At 56.3% G+C, this 20,806-nt stretch carries 19 protein-coding genes; 1 reads left to right on the top strand and 18 read right to left on the bottom strand.

Going from position 1 to position 20,806, the window contains the following annotated elements; all coding sequences use genetic code 11:
• Window position 1: 1 nt before the first annotated feature.
• The 8 genes from sucD to sdhC form a co-directional block, all read right to left on the bottom strand.
• Window positions 2-877 (bottom strand): succinate--CoA ligase subunit alpha, encoded by an 876-nt coding sequence (gene sucD / locus AC6I8C_RS05350; RefSeq protein WP_013357147.1) that lies wholly within the window; start codon window positions 875-877, stop codon window positions 2-4.
• On the bottom strand, window positions 877-2,043 hold the full coding sequence (gene sucC / locus AC6I8C_RS05345; protein WP_003853151.1) for an ADP-forming succinate--CoA ligase subunit beta: 1,167 nt from the start codon (window positions 2,041-2,043) through the stop codon (window positions 877-879). The genes sucD and sucC overlap by 1 nt, the downstream gene beginning before the upstream one ends.
• A 67-nt stretch (window positions 2,044-2,110) precedes the next feature.
• Window positions 2,111-3,334, bottom strand: coding sequence for a 2-oxoglutarate dehydrogenase complex dihydrolipoyllysine-residue succinyltransferase (gene odhB, locus AC6I8C_RS05340; protein WP_061061927.1), 1,224 nt, complete (start codon window positions 3,332-3,334; stop codon window positions 2,111-2,113).
• A gap of 15 nt (window positions 3,335-3,349) precedes the next feature.
• Window positions 3,350-6,157: a 2-oxoglutarate dehydrogenase E1 component gene (gene sucA / locus AC6I8C_RS05335; RefSeq protein ID WP_033731875.1), complete on the bottom strand. Its 2,808-nt coding sequence runs from the start codon at window positions 6,155-6,157 to the stop codon at window positions 3,350-3,352.
• A 201-nt stretch (window positions 6,158-6,358) separates the two neighbouring features.
• Window positions 6,359-7,075 carry a succinate dehydrogenase iron-sulfur subunit gene (locus AC6I8C_RS05330; protein WP_013357144.1) on the bottom strand — a complete coding sequence of 239 codons (717 nt, stop codon included), beginning with the start codon at window positions 7,073-7,075 and terminating at the stop codon, window positions 6,359-6,361.
• 14 nt (window positions 7,076-7,089) lie between these two features.
• The gene (sdhA, locus tag AC6I8C_RS05325) at window positions 7,090-8,856 is read right to left on the bottom strand and encodes a succinate dehydrogenase flavoprotein subunit (protein WP_013357143.1); all 1,767 of its coding nucleotides are present in this window, start codon (window positions 8,854-8,856) and stop codon (window positions 7,090-7,092) included.
• The gene (sdhD, locus tag AC6I8C_RS05320; RefSeq protein WP_009091417.1) at window positions 8,857-9,204 is read right to left on the bottom strand and encodes a succinate dehydrogenase membrane anchor subunit; all 348 of its coding nucleotides are present in this window, start codon (window positions 9,202-9,204) and stop codon (window positions 8,857-8,859) included.
• Window positions 9,198-9,587, bottom strand: a complete 390-nt coding sequence (gene sdhC / locus AC6I8C_RS05315; RefSeq protein WP_033782341.1) for a succinate dehydrogenase cytochrome b556 subunit — start codon at window positions 9,585-9,587, stop codon at window positions 9,198-9,200. The genes sdhD and sdhC overlap by 7 nt, the downstream gene beginning before the upstream one ends.
• Before the next feature lie 633 nt (window positions 9,588-10,220).
• Here sdhC and AC6I8C_RS05310 point away from each other — a divergent pair.
• Complete coding sequence (locus tag AC6I8C_RS05310) at window positions 10,221-11,504, top strand: citrate synthase (RefSeq protein ID WP_013357141.1); 1,284 nt, start codon at window positions 10,221-10,223, stop codon at window positions 11,502-11,504.
• 279 nt (window positions 11,505-11,783) lie between these two features.
• Here the strand turns inward: AC6I8C_RS05310 and nei are convergent, their stop codons facing one another.
• The 10 genes from nei to AC6I8C_RS05260 all read right to left on the bottom strand — a co-directional run bounded on the left by nei (window position 11,784) and on the right by AC6I8C_RS05260 (window position 20,655).
• Window positions 11,784-12,572 (bottom strand): endonuclease VIII, encoded by a 789-nt coding sequence (nei, locus tag AC6I8C_RS05305; RefSeq protein ID WP_497821814.1) that lies wholly within the window; start codon window positions 12,570-12,572, stop codon window positions 11,784-11,786.
• Between the two features lie 11 nt (window positions 12,573-12,583).
• Window positions 12,584-13,231: a pyroglutamyl-peptidase I gene (gene pcp / locus AC6I8C_RS05300; protein ID WP_497821813.1), complete on the bottom strand. Its 648-nt coding sequence runs from the start codon at window positions 13,229-13,231 to the stop codon at window positions 12,584-12,586.
• 6 nt (window positions 13,232-13,237) lie between these two features.
• Window positions 13,238-14,254, bottom strand: coding sequence for a DUF979 domain-containing protein (locus AC6I8C_RS05295; protein ID WP_497821812.1), 1,017 nt, complete (start codon window positions 14,252-14,254; stop codon window positions 13,238-13,240).
• Window positions 14,254-14,982, bottom strand: a complete 729-nt coding sequence (locus AC6I8C_RS05290; protein ID WP_497821811.1) for a DUF969 domain-containing protein — start codon at window positions 14,980-14,982, stop codon at window positions 14,254-14,256. The genes AC6I8C_RS05295 and AC6I8C_RS05290 overlap by 1 nt, the downstream gene beginning before the upstream one ends.
• A 52-nt stretch (window positions 14,983-15,034) precedes the next feature.
• Window positions 15,035-15,772, bottom strand: coding sequence for a 5-oxoprolinase subunit PxpA (gene pxpA, locus AC6I8C_RS05285; RefSeq protein ID WP_497821810.1), 738 nt, complete (start codon window positions 15,770-15,772; stop codon window positions 15,035-15,037).
• On the bottom strand, window positions 15,762-16,691 hold the full coding sequence (gene pxpC / locus AC6I8C_RS05280; protein ID WP_135909729.1) for a 5-oxoprolinase subunit PxpC: 930 nt from the start codon (window positions 16,689-16,691) through the stop codon (window positions 15,762-15,764). The genes pxpA and pxpC overlap by 11 nt, the downstream gene beginning before the upstream one ends.
• On the bottom strand, window positions 16,685-17,341 hold the full coding sequence (pxpB, locus tag AC6I8C_RS05275) for a 5-oxoprolinase subunit PxpB (protein ID WP_497821809.1): 657 nt from the start codon (window positions 17,339-17,341) through the stop codon (window positions 16,685-16,687). Before pxpB ends, pxpC begins: the two co-directional genes overlap by 7 nt.
• 158 nt (window positions 17,342-17,499) lie before the next feature.
• Window positions 17,500-18,243 (bottom strand): type 2 GTP cyclohydrolase I, encoded by a 744-nt coding sequence (locus AC6I8C_RS05270; protein WP_266306804.1) that lies wholly within the window; start codon window positions 18,241-18,243, stop codon window positions 17,500-17,502.
• A gap of 18 nt (window positions 18,244-18,261) precedes the next feature.
• Window positions 18,262-19,686 (bottom strand): deoxyribodipyrimidine photo-lyase, encoded by a 1,425-nt coding sequence (phrB, locus tag AC6I8C_RS05265; protein ID WP_497821808.1) that lies wholly within the window; start codon window positions 19,684-19,686, stop codon window positions 18,262-18,264.
• 12 nt (window positions 19,687-19,698) lie between these two features.
• A complete protein-coding gene (locus tag AC6I8C_RS05260) occupies window positions 19,699-20,655 on the bottom strand; it encodes a YbgA family protein (RefSeq protein WP_497821807.1) in 957 nt (318 codons plus the stop codon).
• Between the last annotated feature and the right edge of the window lie 151 nt (window positions 20,656-20,806).

Raw genomic sequence — 20,806 nt, 5'->3', positions numbered from 1 at the left:
CTTATTTTGCCGGTAATACGGCTTTAACTGCGTCACCGATGTCAGCCAGGCTGCGAACGGTTTTCACGCCTGCGGCTTCCAGTGCAGCAAATTTCTCATCTGCTGTACCTTTACCACCGGCAATGATGGCGCCCGCATGGCCCATGCGCTTGCCTTTCGGCGCGGTGACGCCAGCAATGTAGCCTACAACCGGCTTGGTCACGTGCTCTTTGATGAAGGCTGCGGCTTCTTCTTCTGCGCTGCCACCGATTTCACCGATCATCACGATCGCTTCAGTCTGTGGATCATCCTGGAACATTTTCAGGATGTCGATGAAGTTAGAGCCCGGGATCGGGTCACCACCGATGCCGACGCAGGTTGACTGGCCGTAGCCGATGTCAGTGGTCTGCTTAACTGCTTCATAGGTCAGGGTGCCTGAACGGGATACGATACCGACACGGCCCGGCTGGTGAATGTGGCCCGGCATGATGCCGATCTTACATTCGCCTGGGGTGATTACGCCCGGACAGTTTGGACCGATCATCCGCACGCCCGCTTCATCCAGCTTCACTTTCACAGTCAGCATATCCAGTGTCGGGATACCTTCGGTGATGGTGATGATCAGTTTGATGCCCGCTTCGATCGCTTCCAGGATGCCATCTTTACAGAAAGGTGCAGGAACGTAGATCACGGTGGCAGTTGCGCCGGTCGCTTCTACCGCTTCGCGTACGGTGTTGAACACCGGCAGGCCGAGATGCGTCGTGCCGCCTTTGCCTGGCGTCACGCCGCCAACCAGCTGAGTGCCGTAAGCCAGCGCCTGCTCAGAATGGAAAGTCCCCTGGCCACCGGTGAAACCCTGGCAAATGACTTTAGTATTTTTGTCGATCAGAATGGACATTATTTACCCTCCGCGGCAGCAACAACACGCTGTGCGGCGTCTGTCAGGCTGGTTGCTGCAATGATGTTCAGACCGCTGTCCGCCAGTTTCTGTGCGCCCAGCTCGGCGTTGTTACCTTCCAGACGTACCACCACTGGCACGTTAACACCCACTTCAGCGACTGCACCGATGATGCCGTCGGCAATCAGGTCACAGCGTACGATACCGCCGAAGATGTTAACGAAGACGGCTTTAACCGCATCGTCAGACAGGATGATTTTGAAGGCTTCGGTCACGCGCTCTTTCGTTGCGCCGCCGCCGACATCAAGGAAGTTGGCTGGCTGACCGCCATGGTGCTTAACGATGTCCATAGTGCCCATCGCCAGACCTGCGCCGTTAACCATACAACCGATGTTGCCTTCCAGCGCAACATAGTTCAGTTCCCACTGTGTCGCATGCGCTTCACGTGGGTCTTCCTGGCTTGGATCGCGCATTTCGCGCAGCTCTGGCTGGCGGAACAGGGCATTGCCATCGGCGCCCAGTTTGCCATCCAGGCAGATCAGATCGCCCTGTTTGGTGATGACCAGCGGGTTGATCTCAACCATCGCCAGATCGCGCTCCAGGAACAGCGTTGCCAGACCCATGAAGATCTTGGTGAACTGACCAACCAGCTTACCGGTCAGGCCCAGTTTGAATGCCAGCTCGCGGCCCTGATAAGGCTGCGGACCGGTCAGTGGGTCCAGCGCCATTTTGTGGATCAGATGCGGGGTCTCTTCCGCCACTTTTTCGATTTCCACGCCACCTTCGGTTGAGGCCATGAAAATCACGCGACGCGTTGCGCGATCGACCACAGCGCCCAGGTAGAGCTCCTGATCGATGTCGGTTGCCGCTTCAACCAGAATCTGGTTTACCGGCTGGCCGTTTGCGTCTGTCTGATAGGTCACCAGACGTTTGCCCAGCCAGTTTTCAGCAAATGCGCGGATCTCTTCTTTGCTGTTAACCACTTTCACACCGCCCGCTTTACCGCGGCCACCGGCATGAACCTGACATTTAACTACCCACGGGCCTGCGCCAATTTTAGAGGCTGCTTCTTCCGCTTCACGTGGTGTAGTACAGGCGTAACCCGTTGGTGCCGGCATGCCATACCGTGCAAACAGTTGTTTCGCCTGGTATTCGTGTAAGTTCATGATGTTCTATCCATTCAGGTCTGAAAAGAGTATTGAGGTTGGGCGCGCGAGGCGCGCCCGGTGAAAATCAGACATCCAGCAGCAGACGCGCCGGATCTTCCAGCATCTCTTTCACTGCAACCAGATAACCCACTGATTCACGGCCATCGATCAGACGGTGGTCGTAGGAGAGCGCCAGGTACATCATTGGCAGCACCACAACCTGACCATTGACCGCCATCGGGCGATCTTTGATAGCGTGCATGCCCAGGATGGCGCTCTGCGGTGGGTTGATGATCGGGGTGGACATCAGGGAACCAAAGACGCCGCCATTGGTAATGGTGAAGTTACCGCCGGTCAGATCGTCAACTGTCAGCTTGCCGTCACGGCCTTTCACTGCCAGCTCTTTGATTTTCTTCTCAATGTCCGCCATGCTCAGCGCATCAACGTCACGCAGAACCGGTGTCACCAGACCGCGTGGCGTAGAGACCGCGATGCTGACGTCGAAGTAGTTGTGGTAAACCACATCTTCGCCATCGATGGAGGCATTCACTTCCGGATAGCGTTTCAGTGCTTCAACAACCGCTTTGATGTAGAAGGACATAAAGCCCAGACGTACACCGTGACGCTTCTCGAAGGCCTCACCATACTGCTTGCGCAGATCCATGATGGGCTTCATGTTGATTTCGTTGAAGGTGGTCAGCATCGCAGTGCTGTTTTTTGCTTCCAGCAGACGCTCGGCAACACGCTTACGCAGACGGGTCATCGGCACGCGTTTTTCGCTGCGATTCGCCACAGGCTGCTGCACGGCTGCAGTTTCTGCCGCAGGTGCGGCGGCTTTGGCGGCCTGTGGTTTGTTGGCCAGATGTTTTTCAACATCTTCACGGGTCAGACGTCCGCCCACACCGCTGCCTTTGATCTGCGAAGCATCAAGGTTGTGCTCGGCAATCAGACGGCGGATGGCCGGGCTGAGCGCATCGTTGCTCTCTTCTTCCAGTGACGCAGTCTGACGCTGAGCCGGGGTAGACTCTTTGCTTTCAGACTTCGCGCTGGTCTCTTTACCGGCGCTGTTGCCCTCTTTCAGACGACCCAGAATCTGGCGTGAAGTGACGGTGGCGCCCTCTTCTTCCAGAACGGCTTCCAGGATACCGTCAGCAGAGGCTGGCACTTCCAGCACCACTTTGTCGGTTTCGATTTCGACCAGCACTTCATCGCGAGTCACTGCATCGCCTGGTTTTTTGTGCCAGGTTGCCACGGAGGCATCGGCAACCGATTCAGGCAGGTCGGGAACGAGAATATCTACGCTACTCATTATCTTTCCTTTTAATTAATTAACGTTCAGCGCGTCATTAACCAGGTCTTGCTGCTGTTGTTGGTGTACGGACATGTAACCCACGGCCGGTGAGGCGGAGGCCGGGCGGCCTGCATAACGTAAGGTCGCACCAAACGGCACAACTTCACGGAAATGATGCTGGCTGCAGTACCAGGCGCCCTGATTCAGCGGCTCTTCCTGACACCAGACAAAATCCTGTACGTGAGAATACGCTTTTAATGCTTCCTGAACCGCGTGATGCGGGAACGGATAGAGCTGCTCAATACGGACAATAGCCACATCGGTCTGCTCATTTTTACGACGCTGCTCAAGCAGGTCGTAATAGACTTTACCGGAGCACAGCACGACGCGTTTCACGCCCTGCGCATCCAGATTATCCACTTCGCCAATCGCAGGCTGGAAGCTGCCGTTAGCCAGTTCATCCAGCGTAGAGATCGCCAGCGGATGACGCAGCAGCGATTTTGGCGACATCACGATCAGCGGACGGCGCATACCGCGCAGCGCCTGACGACGCAGCATATGGTAAACCTGCGCAGGCGTTGACGGCACGCAGACCTGCATGTTCTGCTCAGCGCAGAGTTGCAGATAACGCTCCAGACGCGCAGAGGAGTGCTCTGGCCCCTGACCTTCATAGCCGTGCGGCAGCAGCATCACCAGGCCACACATACGGCCCCATTTCTGCTCACCGGAACTGATGAACTGGTCGATAACAACCTGTGCACCGTTGGCGAAGTCACCAAACTGCGCTTCCCAGATGGTCAGTATGCGTGGCTCAGCAGTGGCGTAGCCATATTCAAAGGCCAGTACCGCCTCTTCTGACAGCACGGAGTCCCAGACTTTGAACTGGCCCTGGCCGCTATGCACATGGTGCAGAGGGGTGTAGGTTGAGCCGTTTGCCTGGTTATGAACCACCGCGTGACGATGGAAGAAGGTGCCGCGGCCGGTATCTTCACCCGACAGACGCACCGGAATGCCTTCATCAACCAGCGTGGCGTAGGCCAGGTTTTCCGCGCCGCCCCAGTCAAAGGCTTTCTCGCCTTCAGCCATCAGACGACGGTCGTTATAAATCTTGGCAACACGCGACTGAACCTCAACCTCTTCAGGTACCTGGCTGATACGCAGCGCCAGCTCCTTCAGACGTTTCATGTCGACCTGAGCCGGATAAGGCTCATCCCACTCATGATTCAGGTAAGGTGACCAGGTAAAGGAGTGCAGGCTCATCGGACGCCATTCTGGTACTACGCACTCGCCCGCATCCAGCGCATCACGGTAAAGATTGACCATTTCGGTCGCATCTTCCTGCGTGGCAACGGCTTCACCTTCCAGACGGTCGGCATAAATTTTACGCGGCGTCGGGTGTTTTTTGATTTTCTGGTACATCAGCGGCTGAGTCGCACTTGGCTCATCGGCCTCGTTGTGACCATGACGGCGATAGCAGACCAGATCGATAAACACATCACGCTTAAAGGTGTTGCGATAGTCGAGAGCCAGACGGGTCACAAAGGCGACCGCTTCCGGGTCATCTGCGTTGACGTGGAAAATCGGTGCCAGCACCATTTTGCCGATGTCGGTGCAGTAAGGGGTTGAACGCGCATCTTTCGGGTTGGAGGTCGTAAAACCAACCTGGTTGTTGATAACGATGCGAACAGTTCCGCCCACTTCATAACCGCGTGCCTGTGACATGTTCAGGGTTTCCTGAACCACGCCCTGGCCAATCACGGCCGCGTCACCATGAATGGTGATCGGCAGGACTTTATTGCTCGCAGGTTCATCCAGACGATCCAGACGGGCACGCACGGAACCCATAACGACCGGGCTGACAATCTCCAGGTGTGACGGGTTAAACGCCAGCGCCAGGTGAACCAGGCCGCCTTCGGTTTCCACGTCAGAAGAGAAGCCCATGTGGTACTTCACGTCACCAGTGCCAAGATGCTCTTTATGCTTACCGGCGAACTCGTCGAACAGATCCTGTGGCTTTTTACCCAGCACGTTGATCAGCACGTTGAGACGACCACGGTGCGCCATGCCCAGCACGACTTCACGAGTACCGCTCTTGCCAGCGTGACGGATCATTTCGCGCAGCATGGGCACCAGCGCATCGCCGCCTTCCAGCGAGAAGCGTTTGGCACCCGGGAATTTCGCCCCGAGATATTTTTCCAGCCCTTCTGCCGCGGTCAGCTCTTTCAGGAAACCTTTTTTCTCTTCATTGCTGAACGCTGCACGACCCGCCACAGACTCAAGACGCTGTTGGATCCAGCGTTTCTCATCTGTGTTGTTGATGTGCATATATTCCGCACCGATCGAGCCACAGTACGTCTGCGTCAGCGCGTCGAAGAGATCGGCCAGCTTCATGGTCTCTTTACCGATGGCAAAAGAGCCTACGTTAAAGCTTTCCTGAAAATCGGCCTCGGTCAGGTCATGAAAAGCGGGATCAAGATCGGCGACCCGATCCTGTTTCCACAGGCCAAGCGGATCGAGATTGGCGTGCTGATGACCGCGAAAACGAAACGCGTTGATCAGCTGCAGCACTTTCACTTGCTTGGAGTTGGTTTCCGGATCGGAGACAGATGAGGTGTAACGAGATGCGTCTTTCGCCAGGCGACGGAAGTACTCACGTGTGGTGGAGTGAAACTGCTCAGGTTTCATTCCGGTGCCCGGTAACTGTTGGAACATCGAGCGCCACACTGCATCGACAGAGTCAGGATCGGTCAGGAAATCCTCATAGAGCTGCTCTATGTAAGACTGATTCGCGCCGGCCAGCCAGGAAGAGTCCAGCCAGGGCTTCATCGCGCTGTTCTGCATTGTGATCCCTTAAGCATTGCTATGCTTTTTTGAGGTTTCATTTGTTGCCGCTTTCGCGGTTTGCCGTAGTGAGTTCAGCGATACGAGCACTTTGCGCAGCGCGCGTGGCCCGTAAGGGAACCTTTGTAAACGTGGTCATCACCGCGCTTACAGAGGCTTCCGTTAAAATACCGGGAACCTGAGGTTCCCGGCAGAAACTACTTATGCGCCGCGCTGCAGCAGCATCGACTTGATATGGCCGATGGCGCGCGTCGGGTTCAGCCCTTTCGGACAGACACTCACACAGTTCATGATGCTATGGCAGCGGAATACGCTGAAAGCGTCATTCAGATTGTCGAGACGCGCATCCGTTTCAGTGTCGCGGCTGTCAATCAGGAAACGGTATGCCGCCAGCAGGCCGGCAGGACCGATGAACTTCTCAGGGTTCCACCAGAATGATGGGCATGAGGTTGAGCAGCAGGCACAGAGAATACACTCGTACAGGCCATCCAGGTGCTCGCGCTCATCCGGTGACTGCAGATGCTCACGTGCTGGCGGATTTTCCCCATTATTCAACAGGAAAGGCTTAATTTTCTCATACTGCGCATAAAACTGGCTCATGTCTACGACCAGGTCACGCACAACCGGTAAACCTGGCAATGGACGGATAACGATTTTCTGTTTGCCGTTGCCCAGGGCCGAGACCGGCGTAATGCAGGCCAGTCCGTTTTTACCGTTCATGTTGAGGCCATCAGAGCCACAGACGCCTTCACGACAGGAGCGACGAAACGCCAGCGTCGGATCTTTCTCTTTCAGGCGAATCAGCGCATCCAGCAGCATCATGTCGCGACCATCTTCCGACTCCAGGGTGTAATCCTGCATGCGCGGCTTGTCATCGACGTCCGGATTGTAGCGATAAATTGAAAACTCGAGTCTCATGATCGTCTCCGAAATTAGTAGGTACGCACTTTCGGCGGGAACGCCGCGCGCAGTTTCGGCTGCATGTTCACCTCACGGCGCGTCATGCTTTCGGTTTCCGGGACATAAAGACTGTGGCACAGCCAGTTTTCATCATCACGATCCGGGAAGTCGAAGCGACTGTGCGCACCGCGGCTCTCGGTGCGATAGTTAGCCGCTACCGCCGTGGCAAAAGCCGTCTCCATCAGGTTATCCAGCTCCAGACACTCAATGCGCTGGGTGTTGAAATCCGGTGAGCGGTCATCCAGACGCGCTGATTTCAGACGCTGGCGAATTTCTTTCAGCTCTTCCAGACCCTGCGCCATGGCGTCGCCTTCGCGGAATACAGAGAAGTTGTTCTGCATGCAGCGTTGCAGCGCTTTACGAATCTCAACCGGATCTTCACCAGTGGTGTTGTTTTCCCAGCGGTTGAAGCGCGCCATCGCAACGGCGATTTCATCTTCCGTGGCGTCACGCAGTTCGCCCTGCTCCTGAATACTCTCCAGCAGGTGCAGGCCCGCTGCGCGGCCAAAGACCACCAGGTCAAGCAGTGAGTTGCCGCCCAGACGGTTGGCACCGTGTACCGATACGCAGGCAATTTCGCCGACGGCGAACAGGCCAGGAATCACCACATCTTCACCCTGCTCATTCACACGCAGTGCCTGACCAGTCACTTTGGTCGGAATACCGCCCATCATGTAGTGGCAGGTCGGAATGACCGGGATAGGTTCTTTGATCGGATCGGCGTGAGCAAAGGTGCGTGACAGCTCAAGGATGCCAGGCAGACGTGATTCAAGCACCTCTTTACCCAGGTGATCGAGTTTCAGTTTGATGTGCGGTCCCCACGGACCGTCACAGCCGCGACCTTCACGGATTTCAATCATCATTGAGCGCGCAACGACGTCGCGGCCCGCCAGATCTTTGGCGTTTGGCGCATAACGCTCCATGAAGCGTTCGCCATGTTTGTTCAGCAGATAGCCGCCTTCACCACGGCAGCCCTCGGTGACCAGCACGCCCGCACCGGCGATACCGGTTGGGTGGAACTGCCACATCTCCATATCCTGCACCGGCACGCCCGCACGCAGTGCCATACCCACGCCGTCGCCGGTGTTGATATGTGCATTGGTGGTGGACTGATAGATACGGCCCGCGCCGCCGGTGGCCAGAATAGTCGCTTTTGCTTTGAAATAGACGGTTTCGCCGGTTTCGATGCAGATAGCGGTACAACCGACTACCGCGCCGTCGGCGTTTTTCACCAGATCCAGTGCATACCACTCAGAGAAGATGGTAGTTTTGTTTTTCAGGTTCTGCTGATAAAGGGTATGCAAAAGGGCGTGGCCGGTACGGTCTGCTGCTGCTGCGGTACGTGCCGCCTGCTCGCCGCCGAAGTTCTTCGACTGACCACCAAACGGACGCTGATAGACACGACCATCTTCCAGACGCGAGAACGGCAGGCCCATGTGCTCCAGTTCCAGAATCGCTTCCGGGCCGGTTTTACACATATATTCAATCGCGTCCTGGTCACCGATGTAGTCGGAACCTTTGACGGTGTCGTACATATGCCATTCCCAGTTATCTTCATGGGTATTACCCAGCGCAACGGTAATACCGCCCTGCGCAGATACGGTGTGGGAACGGGTCGGGAAAACTTTCGATAACAGGGCACAGCTCTGGCCGGCCTGGGAGATTTGCAGTGCGGCCCGCATTCCTGCGCCACCTGCGCCGATCACCACGGCATCAAACTCTCTGATTGGCAAACTCATTTACACACCCCACACCACAACAAATCCATAAATCGCATACCACAACAGCGCCACGACAATCACAAACTGCAACAACAGGCGCGTTGGCAGTGATTTAACGTAGTCTGTTAACACCTGCCACATGCCGATCCAGCCGTGAATCAGAATGGAGAATAGCGTCAGCAGCGTGAACACTTTAGTGAATGCCGAAGCGAAGAAGCCACGCCACAGGTCATAAGTCAGCGTGTCTGTCATCACCACGAAACCGAGGATGTAGACGATGTAGAGCGTAATGAGAATTGCAGTTGCCCGCAGCAGCAGCCAGTCCTGAATGCCGTTGCGACCCAATGCGGATGCATTGCTTACCATACGAGGACTCCCGCCAGAATTGCCAGCACGACAGTGATCACAAAAGTCATATGAGCAGAACGCTTGCCCACTTCCAGCGTTTCAGCCAGATAACCAAAATCCATCAACATGTGACGAATCCCGCTCACCGCGTGATAGGCCAGCGCGGTTAAGATGCCCCACATGATGAACTTCGCGAAGAAGCCATCCATGATGGATGCAGCGTGCTGGAAACCTTCAGGAGAAGAGAGAGAGAGACCGAGCAGCCACAGCAGGATGCCAATGGCAACCAGGGTGATTACGCCGGAGACGCGGTGGAGAATGGACGATATTGCAGTAACGGGAAACCGGATCGTCGAGAGATCCAAGTTGACAGGTCTTTGTTTTTTCACGGTTTTGCCCACACAGCTCTTTTTTATTTTGCTTCCTCCGGACCTGAGGCGGAGTCTAATCACGACGCGTGGCAGACTTTAACCGTCACCAAAAAAGCAACATCCAGTGTTAATTGACGCGGTAGTAAACGCTGGGTGGCTCCTGGTGTCAGGGTGTTCCGGAGACCTGCCTGGAGTATAGGAGGATCACATTCTGATTACAATTCCCCTACAAACTCTTTGGTATATTTTAGGTAGAACAGTGATCCTACTCACGATTTTCACAATTGATACAATTTTAATTATCTGATTTGACAATAGTTCAACAATTCAGTTACAAACTAAGCCTGTAAATTCCTATGATGCACAAAAGTTATGGGGATACACTTTCCCCTAAGCGCAAGTTATGTAACATTGCGAATATGAGCTTTAAAAAGCATCAGGTTATTGGTTAAAAAGAAGTTATGTTCTGACCGGATCTTTAACAACCGCGATATGCAGCATGTCCATGGCTCACCGGTTCCCGCTGGGAACGCGCCGCTCACTCTGTACCCTGCACCCGCTTTATACCCGCAGAGTGATACTGTGTAGTTTTGCCAACCGCAACATGAACGCGTTTCAGGTGTCTAAAGATCCTTACCTACATAAGGCGCTATGGAGACGAAAATGACAGATAAAAAAGTAACGCTAACCCTGCAAGATGGAACATCTGTTGAACTGGACGTGCTGAAAGGTACGCTGGGCCAGGATGTGGTTGATGTCCGAGCTTTGGGTTCAAGTGGCCTGTTCACCTTCGATCCCGGTTTTACGTCTACAGCGTCCTGCGAATCTGCCATCACTTTTATCGATGGTGACGAAGGTATTCTGCTGCACCGTGGTTTCCCGATTTCTCAGCTGGCGACCCATTCTAACTATCTGGAAGTCTGCTATATCCTGCTGAACGGCGAAGCGCCGGACCAGAAACAGTTTGATGAGTTCCGTACCACCGTTACCCGTCATACCATGATTCATGAGCAGATTACCCGCCTGTTCCACGGCTTCCGTCGTGACTCGCATCCGATGGCGGTAATGTGCGGAGTGACCGGTGCACTGGCTGCGTTTTACCACGATTCACTGGACGTAAACATTGAGCGCCACCGCGAAATCGCAGCATTCCGTCTGCTCTCTAAGATGCCGACCATGGCAGCAATGTGTTACAAATATTCTATCGGCCAGCCGTTTGTTTATCCGCGCAATGACCTCTCTTATGCCGGTAACTTCCTGCACATGATGTTCGCCACGCCGTGCGAAGAGTACAAAGTGAACCCGGTGCTGGAACGCGCCATGGACCGCATCCTGATTCTGCATGCTGATCATGAGCAGAACGCCTCAACCTCTACCGTACGTACCGCCGGTTCAAGCGGCGCGAATCCGTTTGCCTGTATCGCCGCAGGGATCGCCTCTTTGTGGGGACCGGCGCACGGCGGTGCCAACGAAGCGACCCTGCGTATGCTGGAAGAAATCAGCACCGTTGAGCACATCCCGGAATTTGTTAAACGCGCCAAAGACAAGAATGATTCCTTCCGTCTGATGGGCTTTGGCCACCGCGTTTATAAAAACTATGACCCACGTGCAACCGTGATGCGCGATACCTGCCATGAGGTATTGAATGAGCTGGGTATGAAGGATGATCTGCTGGAAGTGGCGATGGAGCTGGAACACATTGCGCTGAACGACCCGTACTTCATTGAGCGTAAACTCTATCCAAACGTGGACTTCTACTCCGGTATCATTCTGAAAGCGATGGGTATTCCTTCGTCCATGTTTACGGTGATCTTTGCGATGGCCCGTACCGTTGGCTGGATTGCCCACTGGAAAGAGATGCACGACGAAGGCATGAAGATTGCCCGTCCGCGTCAGCTTTATACCGGTTATACCGAGCGCGAGTTCAGCTCACAGCTGAAGAAGTAAGATTTGATGGATAGCGGAGAGAAATCTCCGCTTGATGTGGATATAACGCTGGGGCGCTTCGCTGGGATACTGCGCCTGCGCATGAAACACGGTCAGATCGGAAAGTCGCTTAAACCATCCCTGGCCGCTCGGCCCGCGCCGTCCCTGGCGCGGGACGCTTTCCTCTTCTGACCGTGTTCCCCGCGCGTTAAGCTTCTTCGTAGCGGTTGGAATCACCCGGTTCGAAGTTTTTAGCCGTCTGATGTAAGAACATTTGTCGCTATAAACTTCATACCCTTTCTATCTCTGACAACCCGGACACCAGTAAAAAGGCCGTGATGAAAGCGTGCCTTTCTCAATCACCGTGCCACAACGCCGGCATTTCTTGCCCTGCCGATGGAACACCTCAAACTGAAACGCCGCTTCCTCATGATACTTCTTCATGGTTCCCCGCATCCGATAAGCATGACGCGGCACCGATAGCAGCGCCTCGCTGAAAGCAGTCAGCTGATCGTCACTGAGATCCTGCGCCCGATGATTTGGCAGCAGTTGCGCCAGCCAGAGAATCTCGGCGCGCAGGTAATTTCCCAGCCCGGCCAGAAATGCCTGATCCAGCAGCAGACCACTAAACTGTCGCCGCCGGAACCGGGGCGACAGCAGCCGCTCTTTCACCTCTTCAGCGTTAAGCTGGCTGTTCAGCACATCCGGTCCGATGCGGGTCAGAAACGGATGCGCCGCCAGCGTATCTGCGTTGAGTAGTTCAATATCGGAGGCGCTATAAAGCAGAATCGCTTTGCCCGCCGTCGCCAGCCGCACCCGCAACTGACGCGTGGTATTGAGTTCAGTATCGGGTTTCACGATGCGCCAGACGCCATAAAGCTGGTTATGACTGTAGAGCGTCAGGCCATTGCTGAAATGCGTCAGCAGTGCTTTGCCCCGCGTCTCAATCGCCTGCACCTGCTCACCAATCAGAGAGGGTTCGTAAGTCTTGAGCTGAGGAAACGCGAACCACGCCTCCGTTAACGGCTGCCCCACAATGGCGGCTTCAAGCTTATCCGCCACACGGCGAATTTCCGGTCCTTCAGGCATCGTTCTTCCTCTTAATGGGTGGCGCCGCCAGCCTGTTTGATATCGTCGCCGGTCTCCAGCGTGACTTTTACCGCAATCTCCAGCGCCTGAATAATGGTCGCCACCGCCATGCTCGGCGCACCCGGATGGAGCGCCGCCTGTTCAGGCAGATAGGGAATATGGATAAAGCCAGCGCGTGCCGGACTTTGATGCTGCTCCAGCCAGTGCAGCAGACCATACATCACCCGATTGCAGGTGAAGGTACCGGCGGTTTGTGAGACCGATGCCGGAATCCCCGCTTCCCGCACCGCGGCTACAATCGCTTTAATGGGCAGCCGGGAAAAATAGGCTGCCGGGCCACCTGCCACAATCGGTTCATCGACGGGCTGGTTTCCCGCGTTGTCCGGAATACGGGCGTCATCAACATTGATACCGATACGTTCAACGGTAATGTCGCTGCGGCCGCCCGCCTGCCCTACCGACAGCACCGCATCCGGTTTGAGCTCTTCCAGCGCCTGGTTCAACACGTTGAGCACCTCACTGAACACCACCGGCAGCTGGCGGATGACTATCGTCGCCCCGCCAATTTGTTTGCCTTCCAGCGCGCGCACCGCTTCCCAGGAGGGGTTAATCGTTTCACCGCCAAAGGGTTCAAAGGCGGTCATCAGGACAGTTTTCATGCAGCCTCACAGGAACATCAGGAAATAGAGCAGGAAAATGTTAACGACTAACAGTAGCACACCGGTTGGAATCTGAGCTTTGATGACCGCGTTACGATCGGGCAGCTCCAGCAGCGCCGCCGGAACAATATTGAAGTTGGCCGCCATTGGCGTCATCAGCGTGCCGCAGTAGCCGGAGAACATACCAATCGCCGCCATTACTGCCGGATTTCCGCCATGCTGCAACACCAGAATCGGAATGCCGACGCCTGCAGTAATAATCGGAAATGCCGCAAAGGCGTTACCCATGATCATGGTTAACAGCGCCATCCCGACGGCATAGACCGTTACCGCAATAAACCGGTTATCCACCGCCAGCCAGGTTTCGGTCAAATGCGAAATGGCACTGCCCACGCCCGCACTGGTAAACAGCAGTCCGAGAGTGGCGAGGATTTGCGGCAGGATAAAGGCCCAGCCAATCGAATCCAGCAGGCGACGGGTCTCCTGCATGGACTGAACCGGTTTTTCATGGGTCAGTTTCAATGCCACCAGCCAGCCAATGACACAGCCGACCATCATTGAAAAAAGTGTCACCAGCGTAGCGTGATTTCCGGGACCGAACACCGCATCCTGCAGACCGGGAATATGGTTAAACGCCAGCACACCGACCACGGTCACGACCGGAATGGCCAGCGCAGGCAGAAACAGTTTGTTGCGCAGACGCAGCGCACTGGCCTGCTTCTCTTCATCGCTGCGCTGATGATAACGACCCAGCCGGACACCACCCAGACCGGCAATCAGCGCCATTACCACCACAATGACACCGATAGTGATATGCAGCATTCGGGTGCCCGCCGCGTCCGAGCCCATCAGGCTGCTCATCATCTGCGTCGTCCAGTCACCCACCAGAAACACCAGGCCATACAAGGCCCAGAACAGTCCGGTGGTAAAGCGGCGTGGGTTCGCACTGTCACGCCACGAGAGAATTGCCACCACCAGCAGGATAATGCCCGCCAGCCACATCAGATATTGTTGCTGGAACATTACTGACCTCCTTTGGCTTTCAGCGCCTGGTTGTTCAGCAGCTGCAACTCACGCGCCAACTGACGATCGAGTCGCACCAGACGCGCCGAGTGGATCAGGAAGGCGGCTATAGCGGTCGGAATGCCCCATAACGCAATGTGCAGCGGTTCGGTCTGAATCCCGGCCGACTCCTGCATGAAGTTGTGCATAAAGATAATCGCGCCAAATGCCACGAAGATATCTTCACCAAAGAAGAGGCCGACGTTGTCGGTGGCTGCTGACATGGCACGCAGCTTATGACGCAGTTCAGGTGTGATTTCGCCGTAGCGGTTTTCCGTTGCGCCCTCTGCCATCGGGGCCAGCAACGGACGCACCATCTGTGGATGCCCGCCGAGACTGGTTAACCCTAGCGCCGCAGTGATTTCACGTACAAACAGGTAGACGATCAGCAGACGTCCGGCGGTAGCCGTTTTAATCTGAGCGATCCACGCCTGTGCGCACTCCTTCAGCCCGTGACGCTCCAGTAGCCCAATGACCGCCAGCGGCAGCAGCAGAATCAGCGGCAGGTTACGTGTGTTGAGAAAGCCCGCGCCGAGCTTTTCCAGAATGTCCGCCAGCGGCATCATCGCCGCCAGACCGGTCACAAAGCCGGCGACAATCACCACCAGCACCGGATTAAAACGTAATACGAAGCCGACGACGATCGCGGCAATGCCCAGTAAAGGCCAGAGATTCACTGCACTTTCCATGGATTTCCCCCAGAGTTAAAAAACCCGACATAAGCCGGGCTAAGTAGTGTTTTCAGGCGCTGGTGACACGGATCTGCTGTCCGGCAAACGCATCACGCAACCGCTGTGCAAACTGCAGGGCGTGCGCGCCGTCGCCATGTAAGCAGACGGTCTGCGCATTCACTGCCACCCATTCTCCCGTGATACTTTTTACCTTGCCCTGTTGCACCATCGTCAGCGTCTGATCGATAGCCTGCTGCTCATCATCAATCAGCGCGCCCGACTGGCTGCGCGGCACAAGCGCACCGCTGCTGAGATAGCCACGATCGGCAAAGACCTCTTCCCGCGTGCGTAAGCCGTAGTGCGACGCGGCACGTATCGATTCGCTGTTCGCCAGTCCCACCACAATCAGCTGGCTGTCGACGGCACGGATGGCGCGGGCAATGGCGTCTGCCAGCACCGGATCAGCCGCGGCCTGGTTATAGAGCATACCGTGCGGCTTAACGTGAACCAGCCGCGCACCCTCGCTTTCCGCCAGACTTTTCAGCGCGCCAATCTGGTAGATCATCTGGGCATAGACCGTTTCCGGCGGCAACTGCATGGCGCTGCGGCCAAAGTTCTCCCGATCGGGAAAGGCGGGATGCGCCCCGATGGCAACACCGGATGCCTGCGCCCAGCGCACCGACTGCAGCATGGTCTGCGCATCACCGGCGTGAAAGCCACAGGCGATATTGGCGGAACTCACCAGTTTAAGCAGCGCCTGATCGCTGGCACAGCCTTCGCCCAGGTCGGCGTTTAAATCAATTTTCATGAAGTCCCCATTTCATCTGGTCCAGCGCGCGTTGCTGATGCTGACGTGCCAGCATCGCTTCCGGCAGCGTGCAATGAATAAAGTGAATCGGCTCACCGAGGCGGATTTGCGCCAGATGGTAGAGATCGGCTTCGATGACGGAGGCGATCCGCGGATAGCCGCCGGTGGTCTGGGCATCCGCCATCAGCACGATAGGCTGTCCGTTCGGCGGTACCTGAATCACACCCGGCATCACGCCGTGTGACAGCAGCTCACGCGGACTTTCACGTTTAAGCTCACGTCCCTCAAGCCGGTATCCCATCCGGTTACTTTGCGGACTGAGTTTCCATGCGGTGCGCCAGAACGCCTGCTGCGCGTCGGGGCTGAACTCGTGATACTCCGGGCCAGGCAGTGCGCGAATGCGATTGCCCCACAGCAGCTGCCGTACCCCGACTTTGCGGTCGAACTGACGCGTCGGTTTGCCCAGCGGGATCTGATCGCCATCCCGTAAGGCGCGACCGTGAAACCCGCCGAATTTTGCTTTCAGATCGGTGCTGGCTGAGCCAAGCACCGCAGGGATGTCGAAACCACCCTGCACTGCCAGATAGCTGCGCATGCCGCGCTGCGGCATCGCCAGCGACAGGACCTGGCCGCGTTTTACCGGCGTGCGCCAGCCCGTCCAGACCGGCTTACCGTCCAGCTCCGCATGGCAGCCTGCGCCAGTCAGTGCGAACCAGCCGTCGCGGGTAAACTCCGCTTTGAACTGGCCGAGCACCAGCTCCAGCACCGCGCTGTCAGGCGCATTGCCCACCAGCACATTGGCGGTGAACATCGCGGGATGATCCAGCACGCCGCCGGGGCTGATGCCATACTGACGCCAGCCGTAGCGGCCGGCATCCTGAAGGGTGGCGGCCAGCCCGGCGCGAAGAATATTTAACATACGCCCTCCTGTTGCGGCACAAAGCGAACTCTGTCACCGGGACGGAGCAGTGTGGGCGGTTGCTGCAGGGGATCAAACAGCGCGGTGCGGGTCTGGCCGATTAACTGCCAGCCGCCGGGCGAAGCCAGCGGATAGACGCCCGTCTGGCTGCCACCGATGCCAACCGATCCGGCCGGTACCGCAACTCTCGGCTCCGCACGGCGTGGTGTGTGCAGGCGCGGATCCAGTCCGCCCAGATAGGGAAAACCGGGCTGAAAGCCGACAAAAAACACCACATAGTCGCTGCTGCTGTGCAGCTCAACCACCTGACCGGGCGTCAGCGCGGCATGTTCCGCCACCACCACCAGATCGGGGCCATGTTCGCCTCCATAGATCACCGGGATCTCCACCAGACGCGATTCCGGCAACTGCGCTTCACTCTCTTCCCACCAGCGCTGAAGCCGCTCTATCGCATCCAGCGCACTCTGCTGGGGATCGCGCAGGATCAGAGTGATGTTGTTCATGCCGGGAATGACCTCCAGCACGTCCGCATACGACTGCAGTCGCTGGTTCAGTCCCCAGATACGCTGCTGACTCTCCAGTGAGACCGGCGGCTCCAGCTCCAGCACGACAGCGCGTTCACCCAATAAATAACACCGTGCTCGTTGCAACAGCTACCTCCCGCCTGATTGAGATCGTGCCTGGCCGACCTGACCGGATGCCCAAATCAGCCGATGGCTTATCTACTTAAAGCAAATAGTTATGCGAAAGTGGCAGGGATGTGTCAACAGATTTAGGTCCTGCGCAGGCGCGCAGGACAAGAGAGAGATCAGGCAGGATTAGGAATATCGATGAAGGTCACGTCAAGATTGTGGTGTTGTGCCAGCCACTCGCCCAGCGCTTTGACGCCGCCACGCTCGGTGGCGTGATGGCCTGCGGCAAAGAAATGCAGCCCCTGCTCGCGTGCGCTGTGAATGGTCTGTTCAGAGACTTCACCGGTGATGTAGGCATCAACGCCCGCAGCGGCGGCCTGGTCGATAAAGCCCTGTCCGCCACCGCTGCACCAGGCGATGCGACGGATCAGTGCTGGCGCGTTGTCACCGCAATGCAGCGGTTCGCGTCCCAGCTTATCGCCAATTCGGCGGGCCATCTGTTCACCGGAGATCGGCTCAGCCAGCTCACCCCAGAACACCAGCGGCATGACTTCGCCACGTACATCGATATCCAGCAGTTTCGCCAGCTGGGCGTTGTTGCCCAGTTCTGAATGCGCATCAAGCGGCAGGTGCCAGCCATAGAGATTAATATCGTTAGCCAGCAGTGTGCGCAGGCGGCGGCGCTTCATGCCTTTAATCGCGGCCGGTTCACTTTTCCAGAAGTAGCCATGATGGACGATAATCGCATCGGCCTGACGAGCCACTGCCTCATCCAGCAACGCCTGACAGGCCGTCACGCCAGTAATAATCGTTCTGACTTCACTACGTCCTTCAACCTGCAAACCGTTGGGGGCGTAATCGCTGAAGCTGTGGCTGTCGAGTTGCTGGTTAATCAGTGTCTCTAATTCGTAATGGTTCATTCAGGCTCCTTCGCGGCCTCAGGCGGCGCTTTTGGCGCGCTCAAAGGCGTCTAATGTCTTTTTACGGGCTGCCTTATGATCCACGATTGGTGCCGGATAATCGAGTTTCCTGTTGTTCTTTTCCGCCCAGAGATGAGGCTGGTGAATATGGCTGTCAGGGACGCCCGCTAGCTCCGGCAGATAGTGACGGATAAACTCACCCTGTTCATCAAAGCGCTCGCCCTGCGTGGTCGGGTTAAAAATGCGGAAATAAGGTGCTGAATCTGTACCGGTGGAAGCCGCCCACTGCCAGCCACCATTGTTTGCGGCCAGGTCACCATCAATCAGCTGCTGCATGAAATAGCGTTCGCCTTCGCGCCAGTCGATCAGCAGATCTTTGACCAGGAAACTGGCGGTGATCATACGTAAACGGTTGTGCATCCAGCCCAGCGCCTTCATCTGACGCATTGCAGCATCGACGATCGGATAGCCGGTTTTCCCTGCTTTCCAGGCATCGAAATGCGCGTCGTCATGCTGCCATTCCACGTTACGCGTCCAGTCAATAAATGGCTTGTGCCGGCACAGTGCCGGCCAGGCCACCAGCAGATGACGGTAGAACTCACGCCAGATCAGCTCGTTCAGCCAGGTAAATGCGCGACTGTTGTTCAGCGCATCGGGATGTTCATGCAGCACGCGATGCAGGCACTGACGCGGCGACAGCACGCCGGTCGACAGATAGACCGACAGACGACTTGTAGCATCCAGCGCAGGAAGGTCGCGCTTCGCGGGATAATCGATAATGGGTTGAGTGGCGAAATGACGTAACCGCTTCAGGGCGGCCGCTTCGCCTGCCGGAAACAGATCCTCGTCAAAGGCTTCGGTCGGATAGTCAAACGCAGGTATTGGGGCGGTTTTCAGCGGCGCACCGTCGCGCGGCTTAGGTGCAGGCACGCACTCCGGCAGACTCTGCTGCAAACGGCGGACAAAGGCTTTGCTAAACGGCGTAAAGACTTTATACATCGAGCGATCGCCACTCTGCACACTGCCAGGTGGCAGCAACAGGCTGTCATCAAAGCCCTGGCAGATCACGCCCGCGTCATCGAGACGCCTTTCCGCCTCCGCATCGCGCTGACGCTCATTCACTTCATACTGATAGTTGTAGAAGAGCTGGTCGACCTGGTGCTTGTCGCAGAATTCGGCCAGCGCAGCGATACTGTCGCTGAAGGCGTGACACGCCTGATAGTGCAGCGCAATGCCCCGCTCAGCCAGCGCGTTCTGTACTTCCACCAGACTGGCGTGAATAAACGCCGCCTGCCTGGGTGACATGTCATGCTGCTGCCACTGTTCTGGCGTAGCAAGGAAGAGCGCAATCACTTTTGCCTTGCTGTCGCGACAGGCGGCGTGAAGTGCCAGATTATCGTTGATGCGTAAATCATTACGCAGCCAGACCAGATGAGTGGTCATACGCCTCCTGAATTACTGTCCGTAGCGTAAGCACAAGGCTTCGGGATAGGGATCGAAATAGCGCTGCTGTGCCAGCCACGGATGCGGAAACTCAGCCATGTAGTGCTTGAGAATGGTAATGGGCACCAGCAGCGGTTGTGTACCCTGACGATATCGGTCAATCAGCGTTGCCAGCTCCTTACGCTGCGGTGAGCTTAGCTGGCGGCGGAAGTAGCCCTGCACGTGCATCAGCACATTGGTGTGATTACGACGTGAGGCGGGACGTGACATCAACGCCATCATGCGATTGCGGTACTCAAAGGCAAAGGCTTCCAGCGAGTCCCACTGGCTCATCGAAGCAACAAAGGGTCCCAGCTCGCGATATTTCTCCTGTGAATGCGCCAGCATCATCAGTTTGTAGCGGCTGTGAAAGGCGATCAGCCCGTGACGGGTCAGGCCGCTTTCCCACATCTGATTAAATTCATGCAGTGCGCAGATACGGCCGATAAAGTTCTCTCGCAGGGCGGGATCGTGCAGACGACCATCCTCTTCCAGCGGCAGCCAGGGCATCTCGCGCTGCAGGAATTCAGCAAAAATGCCGGTGCCTACTTTGCGGTTGTTGTTATTGTCGGGCTCGTAGACCCGTACGCGCTCCATCCCACAACTGGGCGACTTGGCGCACAGGATATAACCAGAGAGATGATGCAGCGATTTTACCCGCTCCGCAGACCAGTCACGCATTTGAGCGGTGACTTCTTCGCCGCCGTCTTTGCTAAAGCAAAGATGCAGCTCATCATCGCCCTGCTTTACCAGACGCAATGCCGGACGCGGCGTAGGCAGCCCAATCGCCATTTCAGGACAGATCGGCTCAAAGCGGACAAATGGCGTAAGATCCTCGGTTGCAAAAGTAAGACGCTTATGGCCACCATCAAACCTCACGCTATCGCCGAGCAGGCATGCACTGATTCCAACGGGGATTTTTTTGCTCATACTTGTACAACCTCCGAAATCTTGTAGAGGTTTAAGTGTAGCGCAAAATGGTCAGGAATAAAGGGGGAAAACGCGGTTCCGGGCCGCTTATTCTCAGAAAAAACGCAAAAAAAAAGCCTGGTCAGATGACCAGGCCTGTTCTGCGGGAGGA

The sequence above is a fragment of the Pantoea sp. X-Soil-YNGN-844 genome (assembly GCF_059730595.1).
The sequence above is the reverse complement of the archived record's forward strand: the minus strand, read 5'-3'. Positions and strand labels throughout refer to the sequence as shown.